The sequence below is a fragment of the Enterobacter kobei genome, assembly GCF_001729765.1.
In the GTDB taxonomy this organism is placed as follows: Bacteria; Pseudomonadota; Gammaproteobacteria; order Enterobacterales; family Enterobacteriaceae; genus Enterobacter; species Enterobacter kobei.
The window spans coordinates 2,953,119-2,974,225 of the sequence record NZ_CP017181.1; the positions used below are offsets into that span (position 1 = coordinate 2,953,119).

Below are 21,107 nucleotides of genomic sequence, written 5' to 3' on the forward strand. Positions count from 1 at the left end.
CTATCCCCAACGATTTTGTCTGACAAGCATATATTCTTACGGCGAATATAATATTTTTAACATAATCATTTTTGTTATGAGCAATAACGCACGGTGAATGCGGCTTTGGCTGAATCGCGTCTTATAAAGACGGTTTTCCCTTCAGTATTTTTTTAAGAATATTCTTAGGTAGAGGCGCGTGCGCTTTCAGGAGTCATCATGCTTTCACTTCAGGGTCCCCTGCTGGTTTTTTCCGATCTGGATGGATCGCTTCTGGACATTCATACCTACGAGTGGCAACCCGCGATGCCATGGCTGGACAAACTGCAGGATTATCAGGTGCCGGTGATTCTGTGCAGCAGCAAGAGTGCCGCAGAGATGCTGGATATCCAACAGGATCTGGGCCTGGAGGGGTTACCTTTTATTGCTGAGAACGGCGCGGTCATTCAGCCTGATGTGCGCTGGGAGATGGGGCAGCGCCAGATCACAGGGATGACGCATCGGGAAATTCATCCGCTTATTGAGCAAATCCGCGAGCAGGCAGGCTTTAAATTCGTCACGTTTGATGACGTGAACGAACGCGTCATCAGCGAATGGACCGGGCTGACGCGCTACCGTGCGGCGCTCGCACGCAAACACGACGCCTCTGTCACGCTCATCTGGCGTGATACCGACGACGCGATGGTCCGCTTTGAAGAGGCGCTGGCGCAAAGGGGTCTGAAATGTTTACAAGGGGCCCGTTTCTGGCACATTCTGGATGCACGCTGCGGTAAAGACGTGGCGGTTAACTGGCTGATTGCGCAGTACCGCGAGCAGGAAGATTGTGTCCCCACCACCCTGGGGCTGGGGGATGGCCCAAACGATGCGCCGCTGCTGGACAGCGTCGACTTCGCCGTGGTGATTAAAAGCATAAACCGCCAGGGCATTACGCTACAGAATGATAGCCCTGAACGGGCTTATCACACGCAGCAGAGCGGTCCCTTAGGCTGGCGGGAAGGGATGGATCACTTTTTCTCCTGATCGCTCCAGCACACCCGGTTACGCCCGCTCTGCTTGGCCTGATACAGCCTGTCGTCCGCGGCAGACTGCAGCTGTTCAAAAACATAGTTCTCTTTTTCCTGCGCGCTGGCAACGCCCAGGGAGGCGCTAATGCGAACGGTCGTGCTCTTTTTCACCAGGATCTCCCTGCTATTGATGCGTGACCGGATGCGCTCCGCGACCCTTCTCCCCTCTTCCAGGCTGCTCCCCGGCAGGACGACGCAAAACTCTTCCCCGCCCACGCGCCCGGCAACGTCATTTTTGCGCAGCACGCTGGCAATCAACCCTGCGGCATGGGACAGCACTTTGTCACCCGCCTGATGCCCGTACTGGTCATTAATGCATTTGAAATGGTCAAGATCGATCTGTATCACCGTAAACGGCTGACCCTGTTGTCGACAGTTCTCCGCAATCACTTTTGCGCGCTCAAACAGCGCGCCGCGGTTATTCAGACGCGTGAGGGGATCGTGCCAGGCCTGCCACTGCAGGGAGTGCTGCAGGGTGTACATATTGCTGACCATCCTGCGGATGACCAGCCATGAAACAAGCAGCATGGCGGTAAAGAGCGCCCACAGCAGGGCCAGCACAATACTGATGCTGCCAAAGTCACCCTGTACGCCTTCGTGCAACGTATGAACGCGTAAGATCACCCCGTCAAAATGATCGAGTCGCTCCCAGCTAATAAAACGGCTTCCAAGGCGTATACCGCCTCGGGTGTCGTGCTCAATCGCGTGAGCAATTTGCGCCGTTTCAACCTCGTCAAAGCGGTTCACCTGACTGCCGTCCGCTTCTGACGTGGCAATCATGTTCAGACGCGTGTCATACAGTTGATACTCGCCCTCCGTCCGGTCCTGCGTCGCCTCAGTCAGCAGGCGTTTCATGGTGTGTATGGAGAAATCCATCGCTACCACGCCATACCAGTAATGCTCAAAATAGATGGGCACGCTCGCCGTTATCGTGCGCTCCCCATTGCTCCAGGGCGACGGCGACGAAATAAACCAGCGCACCGCCCGCGCGCGATTGTGGCGTTCTGACTGCAAGGTAAACCAGGGTTGAGTCACCAGAAAGTAATAGCGGGCGCTGATATCGTCAGCCATATCAGGCGTGTCTGTCGACAGGTAAAACCCCGCGCGGGAAACGTAGATAATCCGCTCTTCACTTTGCACGCCCGAGGAGGCCAGGCGCAGTAAATACCCCACTTCCAGGGCAGCAGAGATCTCATTGCTGATACGCTCACTATCACGGTTAAGGAGCGTGGATTTTGCAACGAAGGCATCCGACACGCCGTTCAGGGGAAGGGTGCGTTTTTTATCAACGGCCAGCTGCCAGGTTTCATCCGTCCGCACGGCGCTAAAACGAGACACCGCATCGTGCAGGACATCAAACCCCAGGGGGGTCTGTAAGGCATCATGCATGCTGGTGCGAAAAAACAGCATTTTGTCCACGCTGTACTGCAGCTGACGGTCCAGCGACGTGGCGACCGTTTCGAGATGGTTACGCTGGCTGGAGATATACGCCTCCTCCAGGACCACCACCTCACGCCAGGTCAGGAGGGTGGAAAAGACAAGGACGACAAGAAAACAGAGATTAACGATTAACCCCGGATTGCTACGCTTATGCAGCCATTGCAGAAAATATTGTTTTACAACAAAGGTATCGCGCTGCACACACACTCCCTGATTACTGCCTTACACCCGGTACATGAGATAAAAACGCCCGGCAAAGCCGGGCGTTATGTGATTAAGCCTTGTCCCGCTTGTGCTGCCCGTCGCCCGGCTGAAGCTCATCTTCACGAAATGCTTCCCGCTTGATGCTATAGCCATCGTGCCACCGACACTCCACCATTCCGCTAGAATAGCCTGTGACAATCATACGTGGGCCACCTTTCTTAGGCTTAACTTCATCACTGACCAAAAAGACCATACCTGCCTCCTGTATCAGGGTGAAACTGTTTCAATTTAGACGAGGAATAGTCTTTTTGCATACCACAACAGGTAACAATTAGTGCGCAGAACCGCGCATTTTTTCGACCAGTTTCACCGCCGCCACCACGATAGCGCCAACGATAAAGCCCAGCACAAGATTAAGCAGCGTCGGCAGAATAGCGGCCACCACGCTCCCCTGCGCCGAGGAGAACTGTTCGATCGCATGGTGCAGCGGAGCAATGCCGTGGACCACAATACCGCCCCCCACCAGGAACATCGCCAGGGTGCCAACCACCGACAAGCTCTTCATCAACCACGGTGCCAGCGTCAGTAAGCTTTTACCGATGCCTTTTGCCACCGCGCTTGATTTCTCCTCCAGCCAGTAGCCGATATCATCCAGCTTCACGATCAATCCGACCAGACCGTACACGCCGACGGTGACCAGAATGGCGATGCCGGAGAGGATCAACACCTGATTGAGCAGCGGCGCATCGGAGACAATGCCCAACGTAATGGCGACGATCTCTGCCGAGAGAATAAAGTCGGTCCGAATGGCGCCTTTGACTTTATCGCGCTCGAAGGTTTTCGGATCCTGCGCTGCCAGCGCGTCCAGACGCTGCTGGCGCATCTCCGGCGTGTCGTTATGCTTGCGTGCGCTGAAGGAGTGCAGGACTTTCTCCACGCCTTCAAAGCATAAAAATGCCCCGCCAATCATCAGCAACGGCGTGATAGCCCAGGGAATAAATGCACTGATCAGCAGCGCCAGCGGCACCAGGATCACTTTATTCAGAAACGAGCCTTTTGCCACGCCCCACACCACCGGCAGTTCGCGGTTAGCCCGTACACCGCTCACCTGTTGAGCGTTAAGCGATAAATCATCCCCCAGCACACCCGCGGTTTTCTTCGCCGCCAGTTTCCCCATCACGGAAATATCATCCAGTAAGGTGGCAATATCATCCAGCAATGTTAATAAGCTACTTCCTGCCAAAATCGTGATCCTTCTTTTTTTGGTAATTAAGTGAATAGTATGGAGCAAAAGCGCAAACGCGGAAACAGGCACCTCACGTCAACAAAAAATTCACATCAACTACACAATTAAAGGGCTCGCCAGCACGATAGTTTTCGCGTTTACTATCAGCGACCTTTTTATTTCGTCGTGAGGGATTATGCGTTTCCGGCAACTGCTACCGCTCATCGGGGCACTTTTTTCGCTTTATATCATCTGGGGTTCGACCTACTTTGTCATTCGCATCGGCGTGGAAAGCTGGCCGCCGCTGATGATGGCGGGCATTCGTTTCCTCTCGGCGGGCGTGTTGCTGCTGGCCTTTCTGCTGCTGCGCGGTCATAAGCTACCGCCGCTGCGCCCGATGCTCAACGCCGCCCTGATTGGCCTGCTGCTATTGGCGGTAGGGAATGGGTTTGTGACCATTGCCGAGCACCAGAACGTACCGTCGGGGATCGCCGCCGTGGTCGTTGCCACCGTACCGCTGTTTACCCTCTGCTTCAGCCGTCTTTTTGGCATCCGTACCCGCAAGCTGGAATGGCTGGGGATTGGCATCGGCCTGGCGGGCATTATTCTGCTCAACAGCGGCGGTAATCTGAGCGGCAATCCGTGGGGCGCGATCATTATTCTTATCGGCTCAATGAGCTGGGCGTTTGGTTCGGTATACGGTTCGCGTATCGAACTGCCAACCGGCATGATGGCGGGGGCGATTGAGATGCTTGCCGCGGGGATCGTGCTTCTGATTGCCTCTATGCTGACGGGGGAAAGGCTGACGACCATGCCGGATCTGTCGGGCTTCCTGGCGGTCGGGTATCTGGCGCTGTTTGGTTCGCTCATTGCAATCAATGCCTACATGTTCCTGATCCGCAATGTGTCTCCGGCGGTTGCCACCAGCTATGCCTACGTCAACCCGGTCGTGGCCGTGCTGCTCGGTACCGGGCTCGGCGGGGAAACGCTCTCTCCGGTTGAGTGGTTAGCATTAGGGGTGATTGTTTTTGCCGTCGTGCTGGTGACGCTGGGCAAATATTTACTGCCAGCGAAGCCCGTGATTACGCCTTGCGGGGTGGAGAAACCGTAAGCGCGTGGATCCCCTGTGTGTCGATCTGCGCGGTGTGTCCGCCGCCGCAGATCCACTCTTCCAGCCGTTCGCGCAGATCGGCATCGTTCAGTTTTAGCCGCCCTCTCAGCGCACACTCCCAGACGATCAGCACGCGCCAGCCCTGCGCGATAAGCGTGGTGAGATCACGCGCGTCGCGCGCAACGTTCTTGCCAATCTTCTCCAGCCAGAAATCAGTGCGCGTTGCCGGAACTTTAAACAGGTAACAGTCGTGATGATGCCAGAAACAGCCGTGGGTAAAGATAATGCACTGATACGCGTCGATGACGAAATCCGGTCGCCCCGCCAGCGCGGCATCCTGCACGCGGAAATCAAACCCCGCCTGCGTCAATAATCCGGCCAGACGCTTTTCAATGGCGGTATCACGCGTGCCGATGGCACGCATGTTTTTGCTGCGCGTTGCCTTATCGTGAACGTCCGTCATTGACGGCCTCACTCTGGCGGAGTGCCACCGCCTGCCGGATACGTGAGGCCAGCAGTTTTGCCACCGCCGCAAACGCGGGCACCACCACCGAGTTACCAAACTGACGGTATGCCTGAGTGTCCGACACCGGAATACGGAAACTGTAGCCCTGCGGCGTTTCAAAGCCCATCAGTCGGGCACATTCCCGTGGCGTGAGGCGTCGTGGACGGTGGAGCTGGTTTTGCGGATCGTCGAAATCCCTCTCGCCCAGCGCTTTATCCCAGCCTCTGTCGATCAGGATTTCCGCGCCGTCTTTATAATAACGAGCGGACAAGGTGCGGGTCACGCTGTGCGGATCGTGAGGATTAACCATGCCAAATCCGAAGCCGTTGCCTTTTGCCTGATGCTTTTTGGCATAGCGGTAGAGGTATTTCCACAGAACGGGCGTAAGGATAAATTTCGCGTCGACCACAGGCTCCAGCAGGTCGGCGACGGTTGGACGACGCTCGGGATACAGAGACGGGATATCCCGCAGGGTAAAATCTCCCTTCAGATTGAGATCGCGGCGGAAGCCGACCAGCACAATGCGCTCGCGATGCTGGGGCAGGAAATGTTTCCCGTCAATGATTTTTGGGTCATCCGCGCCCATATCCTCAGAATCGGCCACGTCGTAACCCAGCTCATCCAGGGTTTGCATAATAATGCGGAAGGTTTTTCCGCCGTCATGGCTCTTTAAGTTTTTGACGTTTTCCAGCACAAAGATGGCCGGGCGGCGGGCGTCAATGATGCGGGCCACATCAAAAAACAGCGTTCCCTGCGTATCGCAGGCGAAACCGTGGGCGCGACCGAGGGCATTCTTTTTCGATACGCCGGCCAGCGAGAAAGGCTGGCAGGGGAAGCCAGCCAGCAGCACGTCGTGCGCCGGGATCGTCTGACGAATATGCCCGGCGGCCTGCTCATCCGTGACGCCGCTTTTATGGCTCAGGGTGACATCACGTATATCGGCGTTGAAGTGATGCTCGTGCGGATCGCAGTACCAGTTCGCTTTATAGGTGCGTACCGCATGTTTGTTCCACTCGCTGGTAAACACACACTGACCGCCGATGGCTTCAAAACCGTGCCGGATCCCACCGATACCGGCGAACAGATCGATAAAGCGGAATGCATAGTCCGGGTGCGCGGCAGACGGACGCGGAAGCAGGTTTTGCAGATAACGAAACTCACCGTCGCTCAGGCGGCGCCCTGCCCGCTCGCTGGTCAGCAGTCGCTTAAGGATGGCCGGGCTCCAGTGGCTCTCACCGTGCGCTATCAGCTGGTTCGCCAGCGTTTTGACATCATAAATATCCAGCAGCTGGCGCAGTAATGCCTGCACCGTTGCCGTTGATTTCTCAGCCTGCTCTGGCGCGGGCCCTGTCACTGATCGATTTTCCTGCATTCTTTTAACCGGAGAATAAAGACTGGGAACAGATTACCACAGTTCAGTTGGGCAAACTGCGACAGAAGCGGTGCTGAATCTGGCTATCCAGCCCGATGCAGTCGCCCTGTAATTCGGCACTGAGTTTCGCCATAAAGTGAACGAGAAAATCGGCGTTATGTTGCGCGAGCTCGCGCCCGACGTCGGTTTGCATTGTATCAGGCAAGCGCAGCAGCTTAGTCTGAAAATGATCGAGGGCAAATGCCCGGTCATCCAGCGAGCGCGCATCGGCAAAGGGATCTTCCGCGTCAAACAGTGCCACGCCCAGCCCACCCGAGACGGCAAACACGCGCGCCAGGCCAATCGCGCCCAGCGCTTCGAGACGATCGGCATCCTGGACAATTTTGGCCTCGATACTTTGCGGCGCAATACCCGCGCTGAAACTGTGCGCCTCGATGGCGTGCTCCACGGCGGCAAAGCGATCCGGCGGAAAGTCCGGGAAATCGCGGTGCAGAATGTCCCGCGTTTTGCGCGCCGCCAGACGCGATGACTGACTGCGTTCAGGATGATTTTTCGGCAGGCTAACGATGTCGTGAAAATAGCAGGCGGTCAGGACCACCAGCGGATCGGCCTGATGATGAATCATTATTTTTCGGGCCGTCATCCAGACGCGGCGGAAGTGCGAAATATCATGCGCACTGTCATCGCTGGCGTGATGTTCATCAAGCCAGGATTCAAAACGCTGCTGCCACTGTACGAGTTCCATCATTCTTTCCTGTGACGAAAACAGGCTGTGGATTATAACACAGCCGAATTAAATGATTTAAAAAATAGAAATGAGAAATACTTAATAATAATTATGCGCAATGTATTCAGTTCATTAATTCACATGAAAAATAATGAGAGCTTTAGAAATATTTTGCAATATTTTTACCGATTTAATTACATTTATTTTTGAACCAAAATAACAATCCATAGAATAGTATCAAAATCGTAATTACGGAGGGTGATTACATATATTCATATAAATTATCTTTAAAGGGAATATATAATGAAAAGAAAAGTTCTGGCAATCCTGGTACCCGCATTATTAATGGCTGGCGCAGCAAATGCGGCTGAAATCTATAATAAAAACGGCAACAAAGTTGACCTGTATGGCAAAGTTGATGCGCGTCATACCTTCTCTGACAACCCTGGTGACGACGGCGATGAAACCTATGTACAGGTGGGTTTCAAAGGCGAAACTCAGATTACTAATGAGCTGACGGGTTACGGCCAATGGGAATATAAAACCTACGCCAACGATACTGAAAACGCAGGTGGTAACTCTTTCAACCGTCTGGCGTACGCTGGCCTGAAATATGGCGAATACGGTTCATTTGACTATGGCCGTAATTATGGCGTGGTGTATGACGTTGAAGCCTGGACCGATATGCTGCCAGTATTCGGCGGTGATTCTTACACCTGGACCGATAACTTCATGAACGGCCGTGCTAACGGTCTGGCAACCTACCGTAATAGTGATTTCTTCGGTCTCGTTGAAGGTCTGAATTTCGCGCTGCAGTATCAGGGTGCGAATGAAGGTGCTAACGCGAATGAAGATCAGGAAGGCACCAAAAACGGTCATAGCAAAGTACGTTTCCAGAACGGTGACGGCTTCGGTATGTCTACCTCCTATGATTTCTCTGGCGACCTGTCCGGCCTGAGCCTGGGTGCGGCGTACTCGTCTTCTGACCGTACCAATGAGCAGGTTGCAAACGGCAAACGCTTTGAAGGTGTCGGGTTTGCGGATGGCGAAAAAGCCGAAGCCTGGACTGTTGGCGCGAAATACGATGCAAACAGCATCTACCTGGCGATGATGTATGCGGAAACCCGCAACATGACGCCATTCGGTGACGTTGGTGTCGCAAACCAGACTCAAAACTTTGAAGCGGTTGCACAGTACCAGTTCGACTTTGGTCTGCGTCCTTCCCTGGCATGGGTTTACTCAAAAGGTAAAGACCTGGATGGTCAGGGCTTCAACCAGGATCTGGTTAACTACATTGACCTGGGCATGACTTACAGCTTCAACAAAAACTTCTCCACCTATGTTGATTACAAAATCAACATGCTGGATCAGGATGAAGCGCTGTATGATGAGTACGGTATCTCTACCGACGACATCGTTGGCGTAGGCATGACCTACCAGTTCTAATTCCCCAAAAATACTAAAGCCCGCACTCGCGGGCTTTTTTTCATTTATAAGAGCCGAATTTACGGCGCTTCCTGCAACGCCACGCGAATAAACCCGTTATTATGCGCCAGCAGTTCGTGGGCTTTCCATGCATCCAGCCCGGTCAGTACCATCAGGACTGCCGTTTTACAGTTATGGTTACAGCTCTCAAGCGCGGCTTTTGCCTGCGCCCGGGTGCAGCCCCCCGCCTCCATCACAATGGCAATTTGTCGTTCGGCCCATTTGGTATTGCGTGCCTCCAGATCCACCCGCAGGTTGCTGTAAACGCGCCCGGTCCGCACGGCCAGCCCGGTGGTGACCATCGAGAGGATCATTTTTTGCGCAATCCCCGCTTTGGTATTGCTAAAGCCTGCCACCACATCAGCCCCCAGCGCCGGGGCAATCACCATGCTTGCCAGCTGCGCCGCTTCACTTTGTGCATCACCGGTAATGATGGCGACCATAGAGCCCAGCGACCATGCATGGCGCATTGCCCCCCAGACCCACGGCGTTTTTCCGCTAACGGTAACCGCCAGCATCATATCGTGTTCACCAAACTTAATGGCCTGCAGATCGGCAACGCCACGCTCGTAGCTCCCTTCCCCTTCCTGTGCCGTCACGGCAATCACAGGGGTTTTGCCCGGCGCATATTCATCGGCAGCCTGTTGTGCGACACGGCCAGACGGCCCCGCCCCGACAATGACCAGACGGCCCCCGTGACTAAGCGTCGCCGCGGCGTTATCCACCACGCGGGCGATCGTCGTTAAACAGGGGGATATTGCAGCGGAAATGAGTGCATCTTCCTGGTGAATGACCTTCAGCATGTCCAGCGTGGACAATCTATCAATATTCATCGTGCTGGCGTGCCGTCTTTCCTTGACCGAACCGGTAAGCATAATGCTCATAAACAGCCTCCTTATTATGAGTACCCACACACTATAAAGTGTTTTATATGGATGACCTGCGAGGAGGGTCACGAAAAGAGGACCAAATCCACGCCTTTACATGGCTTTAAGAAACGCGCGTCATCAGCGATAATTACCCCTTTGTTAATCATCGCGGAGTATTGATGAGCGATTTGCAGCCTTTCCTTCTGACGCGCAAGCGCCCCATGAAACTGAACACGCTGGTCACGTTGATGGTATGCGCGATTATTGCCTCTGTGCTGCTTCTGGTCTTTGCGCTCTACTCCGTTCAGATCACCCGGGCCACCCGCGATGATGTCAAAGACACCGCACTGGGTATCGCCCGCACGCTGGCCGACAGCCCGGAGATCCAGCGAGGTCTGATGCAGTCCCCGCAGGCCGACATCATTCAGCCCATCGCCAAAGCGGTCACCCAACGCAACGATCTGCTGCTCACCGTGGTGACCGACATGCGCGGTATTCGTTACTCGCACCCGAACGAAGCACTGATTGGCTTGCATTTTATTGGCAACGATCTGGAACCCGCCCTGGAAGGTAAAGAGAACGTCTCGGTTAACCGGGGCGCCCTCGCCGAAGCGCTTCGCGTCTTTACCCCGGTTTATGACAGCCAGCACGATCAGATCGGGGTGGTGGTGGTCGGTATCTCCCTCAAAAAGGTGGAAGACCAGATTGCCCGCGGGCGGCTGAATGCGCTCTGGACGATATTATTCAGTATCTTTATGAGTTCGATGGCGATTTGGGGCCTGGTGCGGGTGCTGAAGCGCATTCTGTTCGGCCTCGAACCCTACGAGATATCCGCCCTTTTCGAACAACGTCAGGCGATGCTGCAGTCGCTTCGCGAAGGCGTACTGGCCGTCGATATTCACGGGCGCGTGACGATGATCAACCACACCGCCAGAGAAATTTTACTCCTGCCCTCCGGCAAGCAAACGGAAAACGCCAGCGCACCACTTTTAGCCAGCCTGCGTGAGATTTCAAAAACCGGCGTCGCGCGCCAGGATCAGGAGATCAGCTGTAACGGTCGGCTGTTGCTGTGCAACATGGTGCCGGTCAAAAGCCAGGAGCAGGTCATCGGGGCGATCGCCACCTTCCGCGATAAAACGGAAATCAGCCAGCTGATGCAGCGCATTGATGGCATGGTCAACTACGTCGACGCCCTGCGCAGCCACACGCACGAGTTTATGAATAAACTGCATGTGATCCTTGGCCTGCTGCATATGAAGCGCTATGACAAGCTGGAGGAGTACATCATCCAGACGGCGCATAATTACCAGACGGATATCGGTACGATCCAGAGCAAGGTAAAATCGCCGGTCATTGCCGGGTTCCTGCTGGGTAAAATCAACCGGGCAAAAGAGGCGGGCGTCACCCTGACGCTGGCGGACGAAAGCCAGATACCGGATACCGCCAGCGAAGAGCAGGTCGCGGTGTTGATCACCGCGCTGGGTAACCTGATTGAAAACGCGCTCGACGCGATGGAAGGACAGCAGGAAGGCGAGATCGGCCTGCTGCTGCATTATCAGAATGGCTGGCTCAGTTGCGAAGTCAGCGACGATGGCCCCGGCATTGATCCCACTCAGCTGGAGGCTATTTTTACTAAGGGCTTCTCAACGAAAGGTGAAAACCGCGGCGTTGGGCTGTTCCTTGCTCGCCAGCAGATTCAGAACCTGGGCGGAGAGATCTCCGTGGAGTCTGAGCCTGGCGTCTTTACCCAATTTTTTGTTCACATCCCCTGGGATAGCGAGAGGAATATCGCGTGATAAATGTATTAATTGTCGATGATGACGCCATGGTGGCCGACCTCAACCGTCTGTATGTCAACCGTGTTGAAGGCTTTAGCTGCTGCGGTGTCGCCTCCACGCTCAACCAGGCGAAGGCCGTGATTAACGACCCGGGTCAGCCGGTCGATCTGGTGCTACTGGATGTCTATATGCAGCAGGATAACGGGCTGGATCTGCTGCCCGTGATTCGCGCGTCCGGCCGCCCGATCGATGTCATTATGATCTCCTCGGCCGCCGATGCCGCCACGATCCAGACCTCTATCCACTACGGCGTGGTGGATTACCTGATCAAACCCTTCCAGTTCCCGCGCTTTGAAGAGGCGCTCAACGGCTGGAAAGCGAAGCATAACCTGATGGAATCGCATCCGTATTATGAACAGGCCGACGTTGACCGCCTGATCCACGGCGGAGCGCCGGAGCTGGCGGACAGCAAAAAGCTGCCGAAAGGGTTAACGCCGCAGACGCTGCGCACGATCTGCCAGTGGATTGACGCCCACCCGGAGATGGAGTTTTCCACCGATGACCTGGCGAGCGCGGTGAATATCTCCCGCGTCTCGTGCCGCAAATATCTGATCTGGCTGGCGCAAATCAACATTCTGTTCACCAGCATTCACTACGGTGCCACCGGGCGGCCAGTGTATCGTTACCGTCTCCAGCCGGAACAGACGGGGCTGCTTAAGCAGTACTGTCAGTAACGCGGTAGGTATTATCCAGCAACGTAAAGCGGAAGTGGTGCATCGATGAGATCACCACTTCTTTTGTTTTGGTCACAAAAATGGCTTCAATATCCGGGCGAGAGCGCAGCACTGCGCAGCCCTTCTCTATGCCCATGCCGTACATCAGCGTGGTCCAGATATCGCCGTCGATAGACTCTTTTGACACGATGGTGACGCTGTCCAGCGCGTTGTCCAGCGGGTATCCGGTGCGCGGATCGAGAATATGGTGATAGCGCTTGCCGTTTTGCTCAAAGAAGCGCTCGTAGGTTCCTGACGTCACCACGGAGCGGTTTTCCACCGTCATCGCGCCAATCAGCGCGTCGCTGACGAACGGTTTTTTCAGCCCGACGCTCCAGCCCCCTTCCGGTGAGCCCAACGTCTGGATATTTCCCCCCAGGTTGATGAGTCCCCGCTCGGTCCCCTCTTTGTGCAGGTAATCCCGCACCCGGTCAGCGATATAGCCTTTGGCGATGGCGCCCAGGTCGATCTCCATGCCTGCTCTCGCCAGAAACACGCTGCTCTGCGCCTCATCAAGGATGACATCCTCAGGACGGGTAATCGCCAGCAGCGCCGCAATGTCATCAGCAGGCGGAACGCTGTCACCCCGGAAACCAATTTTCCAGCGCTTCACCAGCGGGCCTATCGCCAGGTTAAAAGCGCTGTCCTTGAGCAGGCTTGCCGCTTTTGCACAGCGGATCAGCTCGAACACCGGTCGGCTGACGATGACCGGATGCTGCCCAGCCGCGTGGTTGATGTCCATCACCTGCGAGTGGGCACGGTTGACGGTAAGCAGATCTTCATACTGTTTGATGAGTCGAAACACGCGGGAGGCGAGGGCTTCGTCATGGGAGAAGAGTTTCAGGAGGATGGGGGAACCCATCAGGACGGCGGAGTAACTGTAAACACGGTTATCTGACATGCATGTTTCCTCAGATGTAGCCCCGGCAAGCACCGCGCCGCCGGGGAAATCGCCGGATAACGTTGCGTTTATCCGGCCTACAACACAGGTGCTTTATGCCATTTTTGCGCGCATCGCCGCCTGATGTCCGGCAAGGGTACCAAAAATAATGATGTCTGCCACCGCGTTACCGCCGATACGGTTACCGCCGTGGATCCCGCCGACCACTTCACCCGCAGCAAATGCCCCTGGCAGCACGTTGTGGTTGCTGTCCAGCACGCAGGTTTCAGTGTTGATGGTCACACCGCCCATGGTGTGGTGCACGCCCGGCGCAATCTGAATGGCGTAGAACGGCCCTTCATTGATTGGCGCACGCAGCGCGGTGGTACGGCCAAAATCATCGTCGTGCTGTTTCTCGACAAAGCCGTTGTAGCGTTCCAGCGTTGCCAGGAAGGCGTGATGATCCATGCCCAGCGCTTCGGCCAGGGCTTTTGGTGAGCTGGCGCTGGTCACGAACCCTTTGGCGATGTACTCATCCGCAGCTTTGTTTTTGGCGCGTACGTGTTCATCAAAGACGATGTAAGCGTATTTCTCTGGCAGCGCGATGATCTGCGCGGAGACTTTGTCGCGGGTCGACATTTCGTTGTAGAAGCGCTCCCCTTTCTGATTGACCAGAATAGCCCCGCCGCCGCGGATGGATTCGGAAATCAGGTACGAGGTTTTCTGCTCCACGGTGGGGTGAATCTGAATTTCGCCCATATCCACGGTGCCCGCCCCGATGCGCTCCAGCAGTGCGATACCGCCGCCGGTGGCCCCTTTATGGTTGGTGGTGACGAATCCTTCCAGGTCCGGACGGTATTTCACCACCATCTGGCTGTTGGCGCTGAAGCCGCCGGTCGCCACTATCACGCTTTTGGTTGCCACGATGACGGTTTCATTCTCTTCGGTCGTCAGGCGCACGCCGGTCACTTCGCCGTTTTCGAAAATAATGTCACTGACGGAGGTATCCAGCATCACCTCGATGTTGCGTTTGTTGACGTTACGCACCAGACCGCTGATCAGATAGCCGCCTACTGCAGAACCGTCTTTTGGACGGTGAGTACGGTCGATGCTCATCCCGCCGGTGGTGGTGATGTCGTTGAGCATAATGCCGCGGGTTGCCAGCCACTCAATTGCTTCCGGTGCGTTCTCGACAAAGCGACGCAGCAGTTCCGGGTTGTTCTTGTTACCGCCGCCTTTCAGGCTTTCCTGGTAGAACAGCTCTTTGCTGTCCTGAATACCCTTCACGCGCTGGAAGCGAGTTTCAGCGGCGTTCATCCCGGCAGACGCTTTGATGGTGTTACCGCCGATGGTTGGCATTTTCTCGACAATCAGCACGCTTGCGCCTTCGTCGTGCGCCTGAATCGCCGCCGCCAGACCGGCACCGCCGCTGCCCACGACAACCACGTCAACGCTGCGGGTTTCGTTCGGGTCAACGCCCTCCTCTGCCGCCAGCGCTTTACTGGATTTCAGCATCGCTTTAGAAACCGCTTTTTTCACCGCTTCACTCTGGCTGGTTGCGCCGGTGATGGCATCTACGTGCGGGGTGTTGGCATCCAGAATGCGGGTACGGATCTCTTCGAAGCTGGTCACAAACTCAGCGTCTTCGCTTGGGCCGGAGGCCAGCGCGATGTCCGCAATGCGGTCGGTTTCCAGGCTGACGTTAATCACCAGCTCATTAGCGTCGTCCTGCACTTTCTCAACGAAGGTGCCCGGTTTGAATTTAGACTCGCCCATGCTCATGTCGCGGATCATCGCTTCCACCAGCGAGAAGCGCCACAGCGGTTCCGGGATGTTCAGTTCCTCGCGTTTGGTGCTGTCCATAAACAGCTCAAGGCTTTCGCCAGCCGCGATGCGGTCTGTCCAGTCCGGATAAGCGATGGTGGCGCGGCCAACGGCAATCAGGTCGTAACCGTGGTCCAGCGCGTCATTCACGTCTGAAGCATTCACCACGCCGCCCACGCCCATGACCGGAACCTGCGCCAGCGTTTCTGAACGCATCGCGCAGTATTTTTCGATGAGCGGGGTCGGGTCCTGGGTGTCAACAATCGAAGGACGCAGGGTTGCACCGACGGAGAAGTGCAGGTAATCCACGCCGCGCGCGGCCAGTTTCTCCAGCAGGTACATGGTGTCTTCAAAACGGATGCCCGGGACTTCCAGCTCTTCAGGGGAGAAGCGGTAACCAATGATGAAGGCATCATCCGCGTACTGGCGCACCATTTTGTGCGTAATGTCCAGCACGGCCAGCGGGAACTTCGCGCGGTTGTCGCGGCTGCCGCCCCACTCGTCATCGCGCTGGTTAGAGTTCGGTGAGTAGAACTGCTGAATCAGGTAGGTGTTGGCCCCGTGGATTTCCACGCCGTCGAAACCGGCCTGAATGGCGCGACGCACAGCTTCCCCAAACTTGCCGATCATTCCTTCTACTTCTTCGGCGGTCAGTGCAACCGGCGTTGCGGCACCGTCACGCGGTGCGGCCACCGCGCTTGGGCCAACCGGGGTACGGCCACCAATCAGTTTTGGGTCAACCATACGGCCGCCGTGGTAGATCTGCAGCAGCGCTTTCGAACCTTTGGATTTAATCGCCTCTGCGATTTTCGCCAGCCCGGCAATTTTCTCGTCGTTATCAATACCGATGGCGCCCGGGAAGGCGAGACCGAGATCGTCAACGAAGCAGCACTCCACGATGATGGTACCGATGCTGCCGGAGCGAGCCCGGTAGTACTCCACCAGCTCACTGGTGACAGTACCGTCATAGTAGCCGGTACAGGTGGTCATCGGGGCCATTAACAAACGGTTTTTCAGTTCAGTGCCATTCGGTAATGTGAAGGGGCTAAGAATGCGTTCGTTAGTGCTCATAATAGAAACTCCAAACTTTTAAAATTAAGAATTCGTTATCGGGTTTAATTTTTAAATTGGTTGTTATTTGCCGATGTCATGGTACTAATATAATGATTTTTTTAGTTTCTAAAGCCATTACGTTAGTTAAAAAACTATTTAATCCCTGAGATAACAGAAATAACACAATGGTGTTAGTGATAATAATTCACCCGTTTACAATAATTTAAAATACGTTAAATAAATATTGGTCATACCAATTTCACTTAACCATAAAAACTTCAATAAAATCAAATAATAAAAAGAATACCAGATTTTTGATTGTTACAAGAATGATAAAGAAAACGATAAAAATAAATAATAACCCATACGCCAGAGTGGTTATTAATAAAAGCACGAAAATAAGGCTTCACTTCTGTTTTTTTGATCCTGATCAATAGTTGCAGCATTCAAAAGCGCAATATAAAAACATCATCAATTTTTAATTTAACGCACACAGAAAGGCGTTAAATCGTTATTAATGAAAAAACCAAACCGCAACTTTAATAACTAAAAAAAGCAAAGAAACTTAAAAAAACACATTTGGTTTTTTCTGCACCACCGAATTTTTGACAACTTAAGACGTGAAACTATGAATACAAAAACTGCTGTAACGCCCCCAGTGGCGAACCAGGCATCAAATGGAAAAGCGAAACGACTGCTGATGATGGCGTTGCCCGTCATCGTCGCCGTACTGCTGCTGTTTGTTCCGGTACCGGAAGGTTTACCGCCTTACGCGTGGCACTACTTCGCTATCTTCGTTGGCGTGATCGTCGGGTTGATCTTCGAACCACTGCCTGGCGCGGTGATTGGCCTGACCGGCGTGGTCGCCATTGCGCTGTGTAGCCAGTGGGTGCTCTTCAGCCCGGACCAGCTGGCAGATCCAAAATTCAAGCTGGCAGGCGCCTCCTTCAAATGGGCGGTGAGCGGGTTCGGTAACTCAACGGTCTGGTTGATTTTCGGTGCCTTTATGTTTGCCGCAGGCTATGACAAAACCCGCTTCGGCCGCCGTCTGGCGCTGATTCTGGTAAAATATCTCGGCCGTCGCAGCCTGACGCTCGGGTATGCTATTACCTTTGCGGACCTGCTGCTGGCACCATTTACCCCGTCCAACACGGCGCGCAGCGGCGGGACCATCTACCCGATTATCGCTAACCTGCCGCCGCTGTACGGCTCAAAACCCAACGACCCAAGCGCGCGCAAAATTGGTTCTTATCTGATGTGGGTGGCTATCACCGCGGCCTGTATCACCAGTTCTATGTTCCTCTCCGCTCTGGCGCCGAACCTGCTGGCGCTGGCTCTGGTGAAAAGCACCGTTGGGATTGATATCTCCTGGGGCACCTGGTTCCTCGCGTTCCTGCCGCTGGGCATCCTGTTGATTCTGACCATGCCGCTGCTGGCCTACTGGTTCTACCCGCCTGAAGTGAAAGTGAATAACGAAGTACCGCTGTGGGCGACCCGCGAGCTGGAAAAACTTGGCAAACTGTCGCGCAATGAGATCCTGCTGCTGGTCTTCGTGTGCTGTGCGTTGCTGATGTGGATCTTCGCCGCGGCGTGGATTGAACCGGCCATGGCTGCCCTGTTAATTGTCGGTCTGATGCTGTGGACCGGTGTGCTGGAGTGGAACGATATCACCGGTAACAAAGCCGCATGGAACACCTTCGTCTGGTTCGCCACCCTGGTGGCGCTGGCGGATGGCCTCTCCTCTACCGGCTTTATCAGCTGGTTAGGTAAAGAAGGCGGTCTGCTGATGAGCGGTATCTCTCCGGGCGTGGCGACTATCGTCCTGCTGCTGGCGTTCTACCTGCTGCACTACCTGTTTGCCAGCACCACCGCACACACCACCGCGCTGCTGCCCGCGATGCTGACCATCGCCTCCACCATTCCGGGCATGAATATGGAAGTGTTCGTCCTGCTGATGGTGACCTCGCTGGGTGTAATGGGGATCATCACCCCATACGGTACCGGCCCAAGCCCGATTTACTACGGTAGCGGCTACCTGCCAACCAAAGACTACTGGCGCCTGGGCACTATCTTCGGTGCCATCTTCCTGGCGGCCCTGCTGCTGATTGGTTATCCGTGGATGTCGATGATGTTCTGATTTCTGACCGCCGGGGTCTTCCTCCGGCGGTTTTATTTTTGTGGAGCAAGCTATGTCAAACAAACCGTTTATCTACCAGAACCCCTTCCCTCTTTCCCATGACGACACAGAATATTATCTGCTCACCAAAGAGCACGTCTCCGTTGCCGAGTTCGAGGGGCAGGAAATCCTGAAAGTCGAACCGCAAGCCCTGACTCTGCTGGCGCAGCAGGCCTTCCACGATGCCGCTTTTATGCTGCGTCCTTCTCATCAGAAACAGGTTGCCGCCATTCTTAACGACCCGAAAGCCAGCCAGAACGATAAGTACGTCGCCCTGCAGTTCCTGCGTAACTCTGAAATTGCCGCAAAAGGCGTCCTGCCGACCTGTCAGGATACCGGCACCGCGATCATCATGGGCAAGAAAGGCCAGCGCGTCTGGACAGGTGGCGGTGACGAAGCCGCCCTGAGCCAGGGCGTGTATAACACCTACATTGAAGACAACCTGCGTTATTCCCAGAACGCCGCGCTGGATATGTATAAAGAGGTGAATACCGGCACCAACCTGCCCGCGCAGATTGACCTCTACAGCGTGGACGGAGACGAGTACAAATTCCTGTGCATGGCAAAAGGCGGCGGTTCCGCGAATAAAACCTATCTCTATCAGGAAACCAAAGCGCTGATTACCCCTGCGAAGCTGAAAAACTACCTGGTTGAGAAGATGCGCACGCTCGGCACCGCCGCCTGCCCGCCTTACCATATCGCGTTTGTGATCGGCGGTACCTCCGCAGAAGCCACGCTGAAAACCGTGAAGCTGGCCTCTACCCGCTACTATGACGCGCTGCCAACCGAAGGTAACGAACATGGCCAGGCGTTCCGCGACGTTAAGCTGGAACAGGAACTGCTCGAGGAAGCGCAGAACCTCGGCCTGGGCGCACAGTTTGGCGGTAAATATTTTGCCCACGACATCCGCGTGATTCGCCTGCCGCGCCACGGCGCGTCCTGCCCGATCGGCATGGGGGTTTCCTGCTCCGCAGACCGCAACATCAAAGCGAAAATCAACCGCGACGGGATCTGGATTGAAAAACTGGAACACAACCCGGGCCAGTATATTCCTGAATCACTGCGTCAGCAGGGTGAAGGCGACGTGGTCAGCATCAACCTGAACAAGCCGATGAATGAAATCCTGGCCCAGCTCTCCGCGCACCCGGTCTCTACCCGTCTGTCGCTGAACGGGACCATCATCGTGGCGCGCGATATTGCCCATGCGAAGCTGAAAGAGCTGCTGGATAACGGCGAGGAACTGCCGCAGTACGTTAAAGATCATCCGATTTACTACGCAGGTCCGGCAAAAACGCCGGAAGGTTACGCCTCTGGCTCACTCGGCCCGACCACCGCGGGACGTATGGACTCGTACGTAGACTTACTGCAATCCCACGGTGCGAGCATGATCATGCTGGCGAAGGGCAACCGCAGCCAGCAGGTAACCGACGCCTGCCATAAGCACGGCGGCTTCTACCTCGGCAGCATTGGCGGTCCGGCGGCGGTACTGGCGCAAAACAGCATTAAGAGCCTGGAGTGCGTGGCGTATCCTGAACTGGGTATGGAAGCCATCTGGAAAATCGAAGTGGAGAACTTCCCGGCGTTCATCCTGGTGGATGACAAAGGTAACGATTTCTTCCAGCAGATCCAGAATCAACAGTGTAAAGGCTGTTCACAGCGCTGAGGCCTTCCACAACGCCGGTAATCGCGACAGCGTTTCATTGATAAGCCCGCGCTTGTCGCTGCCCGGTTTCCAGATGGTCACCATCGTCTGAGCTATCCCCTGGCTGCCCACCTCGGTGGGCAGCCTTTCTACATTTTTCCACTGCGCCGCATGAAGATGCGTCGGCAAAAATCCCCAGCCGCACCCCTTTTCCAGCAGACCGCGCAGCATCTCAAGTTCGTTGGTAAAAAGGGTATGTCCGGAGATTTGCAGACGGCGCGCGACCGGCTCGTCAGACGCCGCATGCATAATGACCTGCGGCACCAGAGAGAGATCGAGTAGCGAAACCGGGGAGGCGTTATCCCTGAACAGCGCTTTCGAGGCGTAAAAATCCATCTCAATGGACCCTAACGCCCGCCATTCCATCTCATTGCCTACGCTGCGATTACGTGCCTGACAGATCCCCACATCGGCCTCACCGCTGGCGAGCATCGCTTCCGCTTGATCACGCGAGGTGCTGGTCAGGCTCAGCCGAATATTCTGGCTCGCCATTTTTGCTATCAGCGCCTGCAAAAAAGCGCGCGGGGTGAACGGATCGTAGACGAGCGCAATATCCTGCGTCGCGCTTTGCGGAACGGCTCTGGCGAACGCCTCAAAGGCTTTTACCTGACGCATCAACAGATGCGCCTGCCGCTGTAACTGCTCCCCCTCCAGCGTTAACCGCAGGGTTCGCCCCTCGCGCAGGAACAACGCGTAACCCAGACCATCTTCCAGAAAATCAATCAGATCGCGCAGGGTCGTGCGGTCTTTACCCAGTTTAGTGGCCGCCTTCACCAGGCTGCCATGTTCAGCCACGGCGGTGAACGCCTCAAGCTGGGCAAACGAATAGATCAATGACGCCACGCGATCCTCCACAGTTCCTTTTCGGGGGATTTTCCCCCATAACGCGTTTTTTATTATAGGCCGCAGGTTCGTAAACTGAAGTCCTTCCTGAGCCATA

Annotated in this window: 17 protein-coding genes; 7 read left to right on the top strand and 10 right to left on the bottom strand. The window is 55.1% G+C overall.

From position 1 onward, the window contains the following. Positions 1-198: 198 nt before the first annotated feature. A complete protein-coding gene (locus BFV64_RS14290) occupies positions 199-999 on the top strand; it encodes a mannosyl-3-phosphoglycerate phosphatase-related protein (RefSeq protein ID WP_069602208.1) in 801 nt (266 codons plus the stop codon). On the opposite strand, the gene dgcQ is transcribed toward BFV64_RS14290, so the two are convergent. From dgcQ to BFV64_RS14305, 3 genes are all read right to left on the bottom strand, one after another. Beyond that, positions 984-2,684, bottom strand: a complete 1,701-nt coding sequence (dgcQ, locus tag BFV64_RS14295) for a cellulose biosynthesis regulator diguanylate cyclase DgcQ (RefSeq protein WP_069602209.1) — start codon at positions 2,682-2,684, stop codon at positions 984-986. The two genes, BFV64_RS14290 and dgcQ, sit on opposite strands and share 16 nt — an antisense overlap. A gap of 73 nt (positions 2,685-2,757) precedes the next feature. Beyond that, on the bottom strand, positions 2,758-2,940 hold the full coding sequence (locus BFV64_RS14300) for a YodC family protein (RefSeq protein WP_008500307.1): 183 nt from the start codon (positions 2,938-2,940) through the stop codon (positions 2,758-2,760). A 78-nt stretch (positions 2,941-3,018) separates the two neighbouring features. Next, a complete protein-coding gene (locus BFV64_RS14305) occupies positions 3,019-3,933 on the bottom strand; it encodes a DUF808 domain-containing protein (protein WP_349675177.1) in 915 nt (304 codons plus the stop codon). Between the two features lie 175 nt (positions 3,934-4,108). Here BFV64_RS14305 and yedA point away from each other — a divergent pair, with 175 nt between their 5' ends. Further along, positions 4,109-5,023, top strand: coding sequence for a drug/metabolite exporter YedA (gene yedA / locus BFV64_RS14310; protein WP_014884407.1), 915 nt, complete (start codon positions 4,109-4,111; stop codon positions 5,021-5,023). Here yedA and BFV64_RS14315 read toward each other — a convergent pair. From BFV64_RS14315 to BFV64_RS14325, 3 genes are all read right to left on the bottom strand, one after another. Continuing rightward, entirely contained in the window at positions 4,995-5,486 is a 492-nt protein-coding gene (locus tag BFV64_RS14315) for a very short patch repair endonuclease (protein WP_023330822.1), read from the bottom strand. The two genes, yedA and BFV64_RS14315, sit on opposite strands and share 29 nt — an antisense overlap. Continuing rightward, a complete protein-coding gene (locus BFV64_RS14320; protein WP_014884409.1) occupies positions 5,467-6,882 on the bottom strand; it encodes a DNA cytosine methyltransferase in 1,416 nt (471 codons plus the stop codon). The genes BFV64_RS14315 and BFV64_RS14320 overlap by 20 nt, the downstream gene beginning before the upstream one ends. Positions 6,883-6,943: 61 nt before the next feature. Continuing rightward, on the bottom strand, positions 6,944-7,645 hold the full coding sequence (locus BFV64_RS14325; protein WP_063614368.1) for a phosphohydrolase: 702 nt from the start codon (positions 7,643-7,645) through the stop codon (positions 6,944-6,946). Between the two features lie 285 nt (positions 7,646-7,930). On the opposite strand from BFV64_RS14325, the gene ompC reads away from it, so the two are divergent. Continuing rightward, on the top strand, positions 7,931-9,073 hold the full coding sequence (gene ompC / locus BFV64_RS14330; protein ID WP_014884411.1) for a porin OmpC: 1,143 nt from the start codon (positions 7,931-7,933) through the stop codon (positions 9,071-9,073). 59 nt (positions 9,074-9,132) lie between these two features. Here the strand turns inward: ompC and BFV64_RS14335 are convergent, their stop codons facing one another. Next, positions 9,133-9,996 carry an N-acetylmuramic acid 6-phosphate etherase gene (locus tag BFV64_RS14335; RefSeq protein ID WP_063666227.1) on the bottom strand — a complete coding sequence of 288 codons (864 nt, stop codon included), beginning with the start codon at positions 9,994-9,996 and terminating at the stop codon, positions 9,133-9,135. Positions 9,997-10,160: 164 nt separating this feature from the next. Between BFV64_RS14335 and BFV64_RS14340 the strand changes: the two genes are divergently transcribed. Together BFV64_RS14340 and dcuR are read left to right on the top strand one after the other, a co-directional pair. Next, entirely contained in the window at positions 10,161-11,777 is a 1,617-nt protein-coding gene (locus BFV64_RS14340) for a sensor histidine kinase (RefSeq protein WP_014884413.1), read from the top strand. Beyond that, entirely contained in the window at positions 11,774-12,493 is a 720-nt protein-coding gene (gene dcuR / locus BFV64_RS14345) for a two-component system response regulator DcuR (protein WP_058690832.1), read from the top strand. The genes BFV64_RS14340 and dcuR overlap by 4 nt, the downstream gene beginning before the upstream one ends. Here the strand turns inward: dcuR and BFV64_RS14350 are convergent. Both BFV64_RS14350 and BFV64_RS14355 read right to left on the bottom strand, forming a co-directional pair. Further along, positions 12,474-13,433 (bottom strand): FAD:protein FMN transferase, encoded by a 960-nt coding sequence (locus tag BFV64_RS14350; protein ID WP_045135165.1) that lies wholly within the window; start codon positions 13,431-13,433, stop codon positions 12,474-12,476. The two genes, dcuR and BFV64_RS14350, sit on opposite strands and share 20 nt — an antisense overlap. Positions 13,434-13,526: 93 nt before the next feature. Next, on the bottom strand, positions 13,527-16,307 hold the full coding sequence (locus BFV64_RS14355) for a flavocytochrome c (RefSeq protein ID WP_069602210.1): 2,781 nt from the start codon (positions 16,305-16,307) through the stop codon (positions 13,527-13,529). A 610-nt stretch (positions 16,308-16,917) separates the two neighbouring features. On the opposite strand from BFV64_RS14355, the gene BFV64_RS14360 reads away from it, so the two are divergent. Next, the gene (locus BFV64_RS14360) at positions 16,918-18,426 is read left to right on the top strand and encodes an anion permease (protein WP_014884418.1); all 1,509 of its coding nucleotides are present in this window, start codon (positions 16,918-16,920) and stop codon (positions 18,424-18,426) included. Between the two features lie 52 nt (positions 18,427-18,478). Then, entirely contained in the window at positions 18,479-20,128 is a 1,650-nt protein-coding gene (gene fumA / locus BFV64_RS14365; protein WP_069602211.1) for a class I fumarate hydratase FumA, read from the top strand. Here fumA and BFV64_RS14370 read toward each other — a convergent pair. After that, positions 20,117-21,022, bottom strand: a complete 906-nt coding sequence (locus BFV64_RS14370; RefSeq protein WP_069602212.1) for a LysR family transcriptional regulator — start codon at positions 21,020-21,022, stop codon at positions 20,117-20,119. The two genes, fumA and BFV64_RS14370, sit on opposite strands and share 12 nt — an antisense overlap. Positions 21,023-21,107 lie beyond the last annotated feature (85 nt).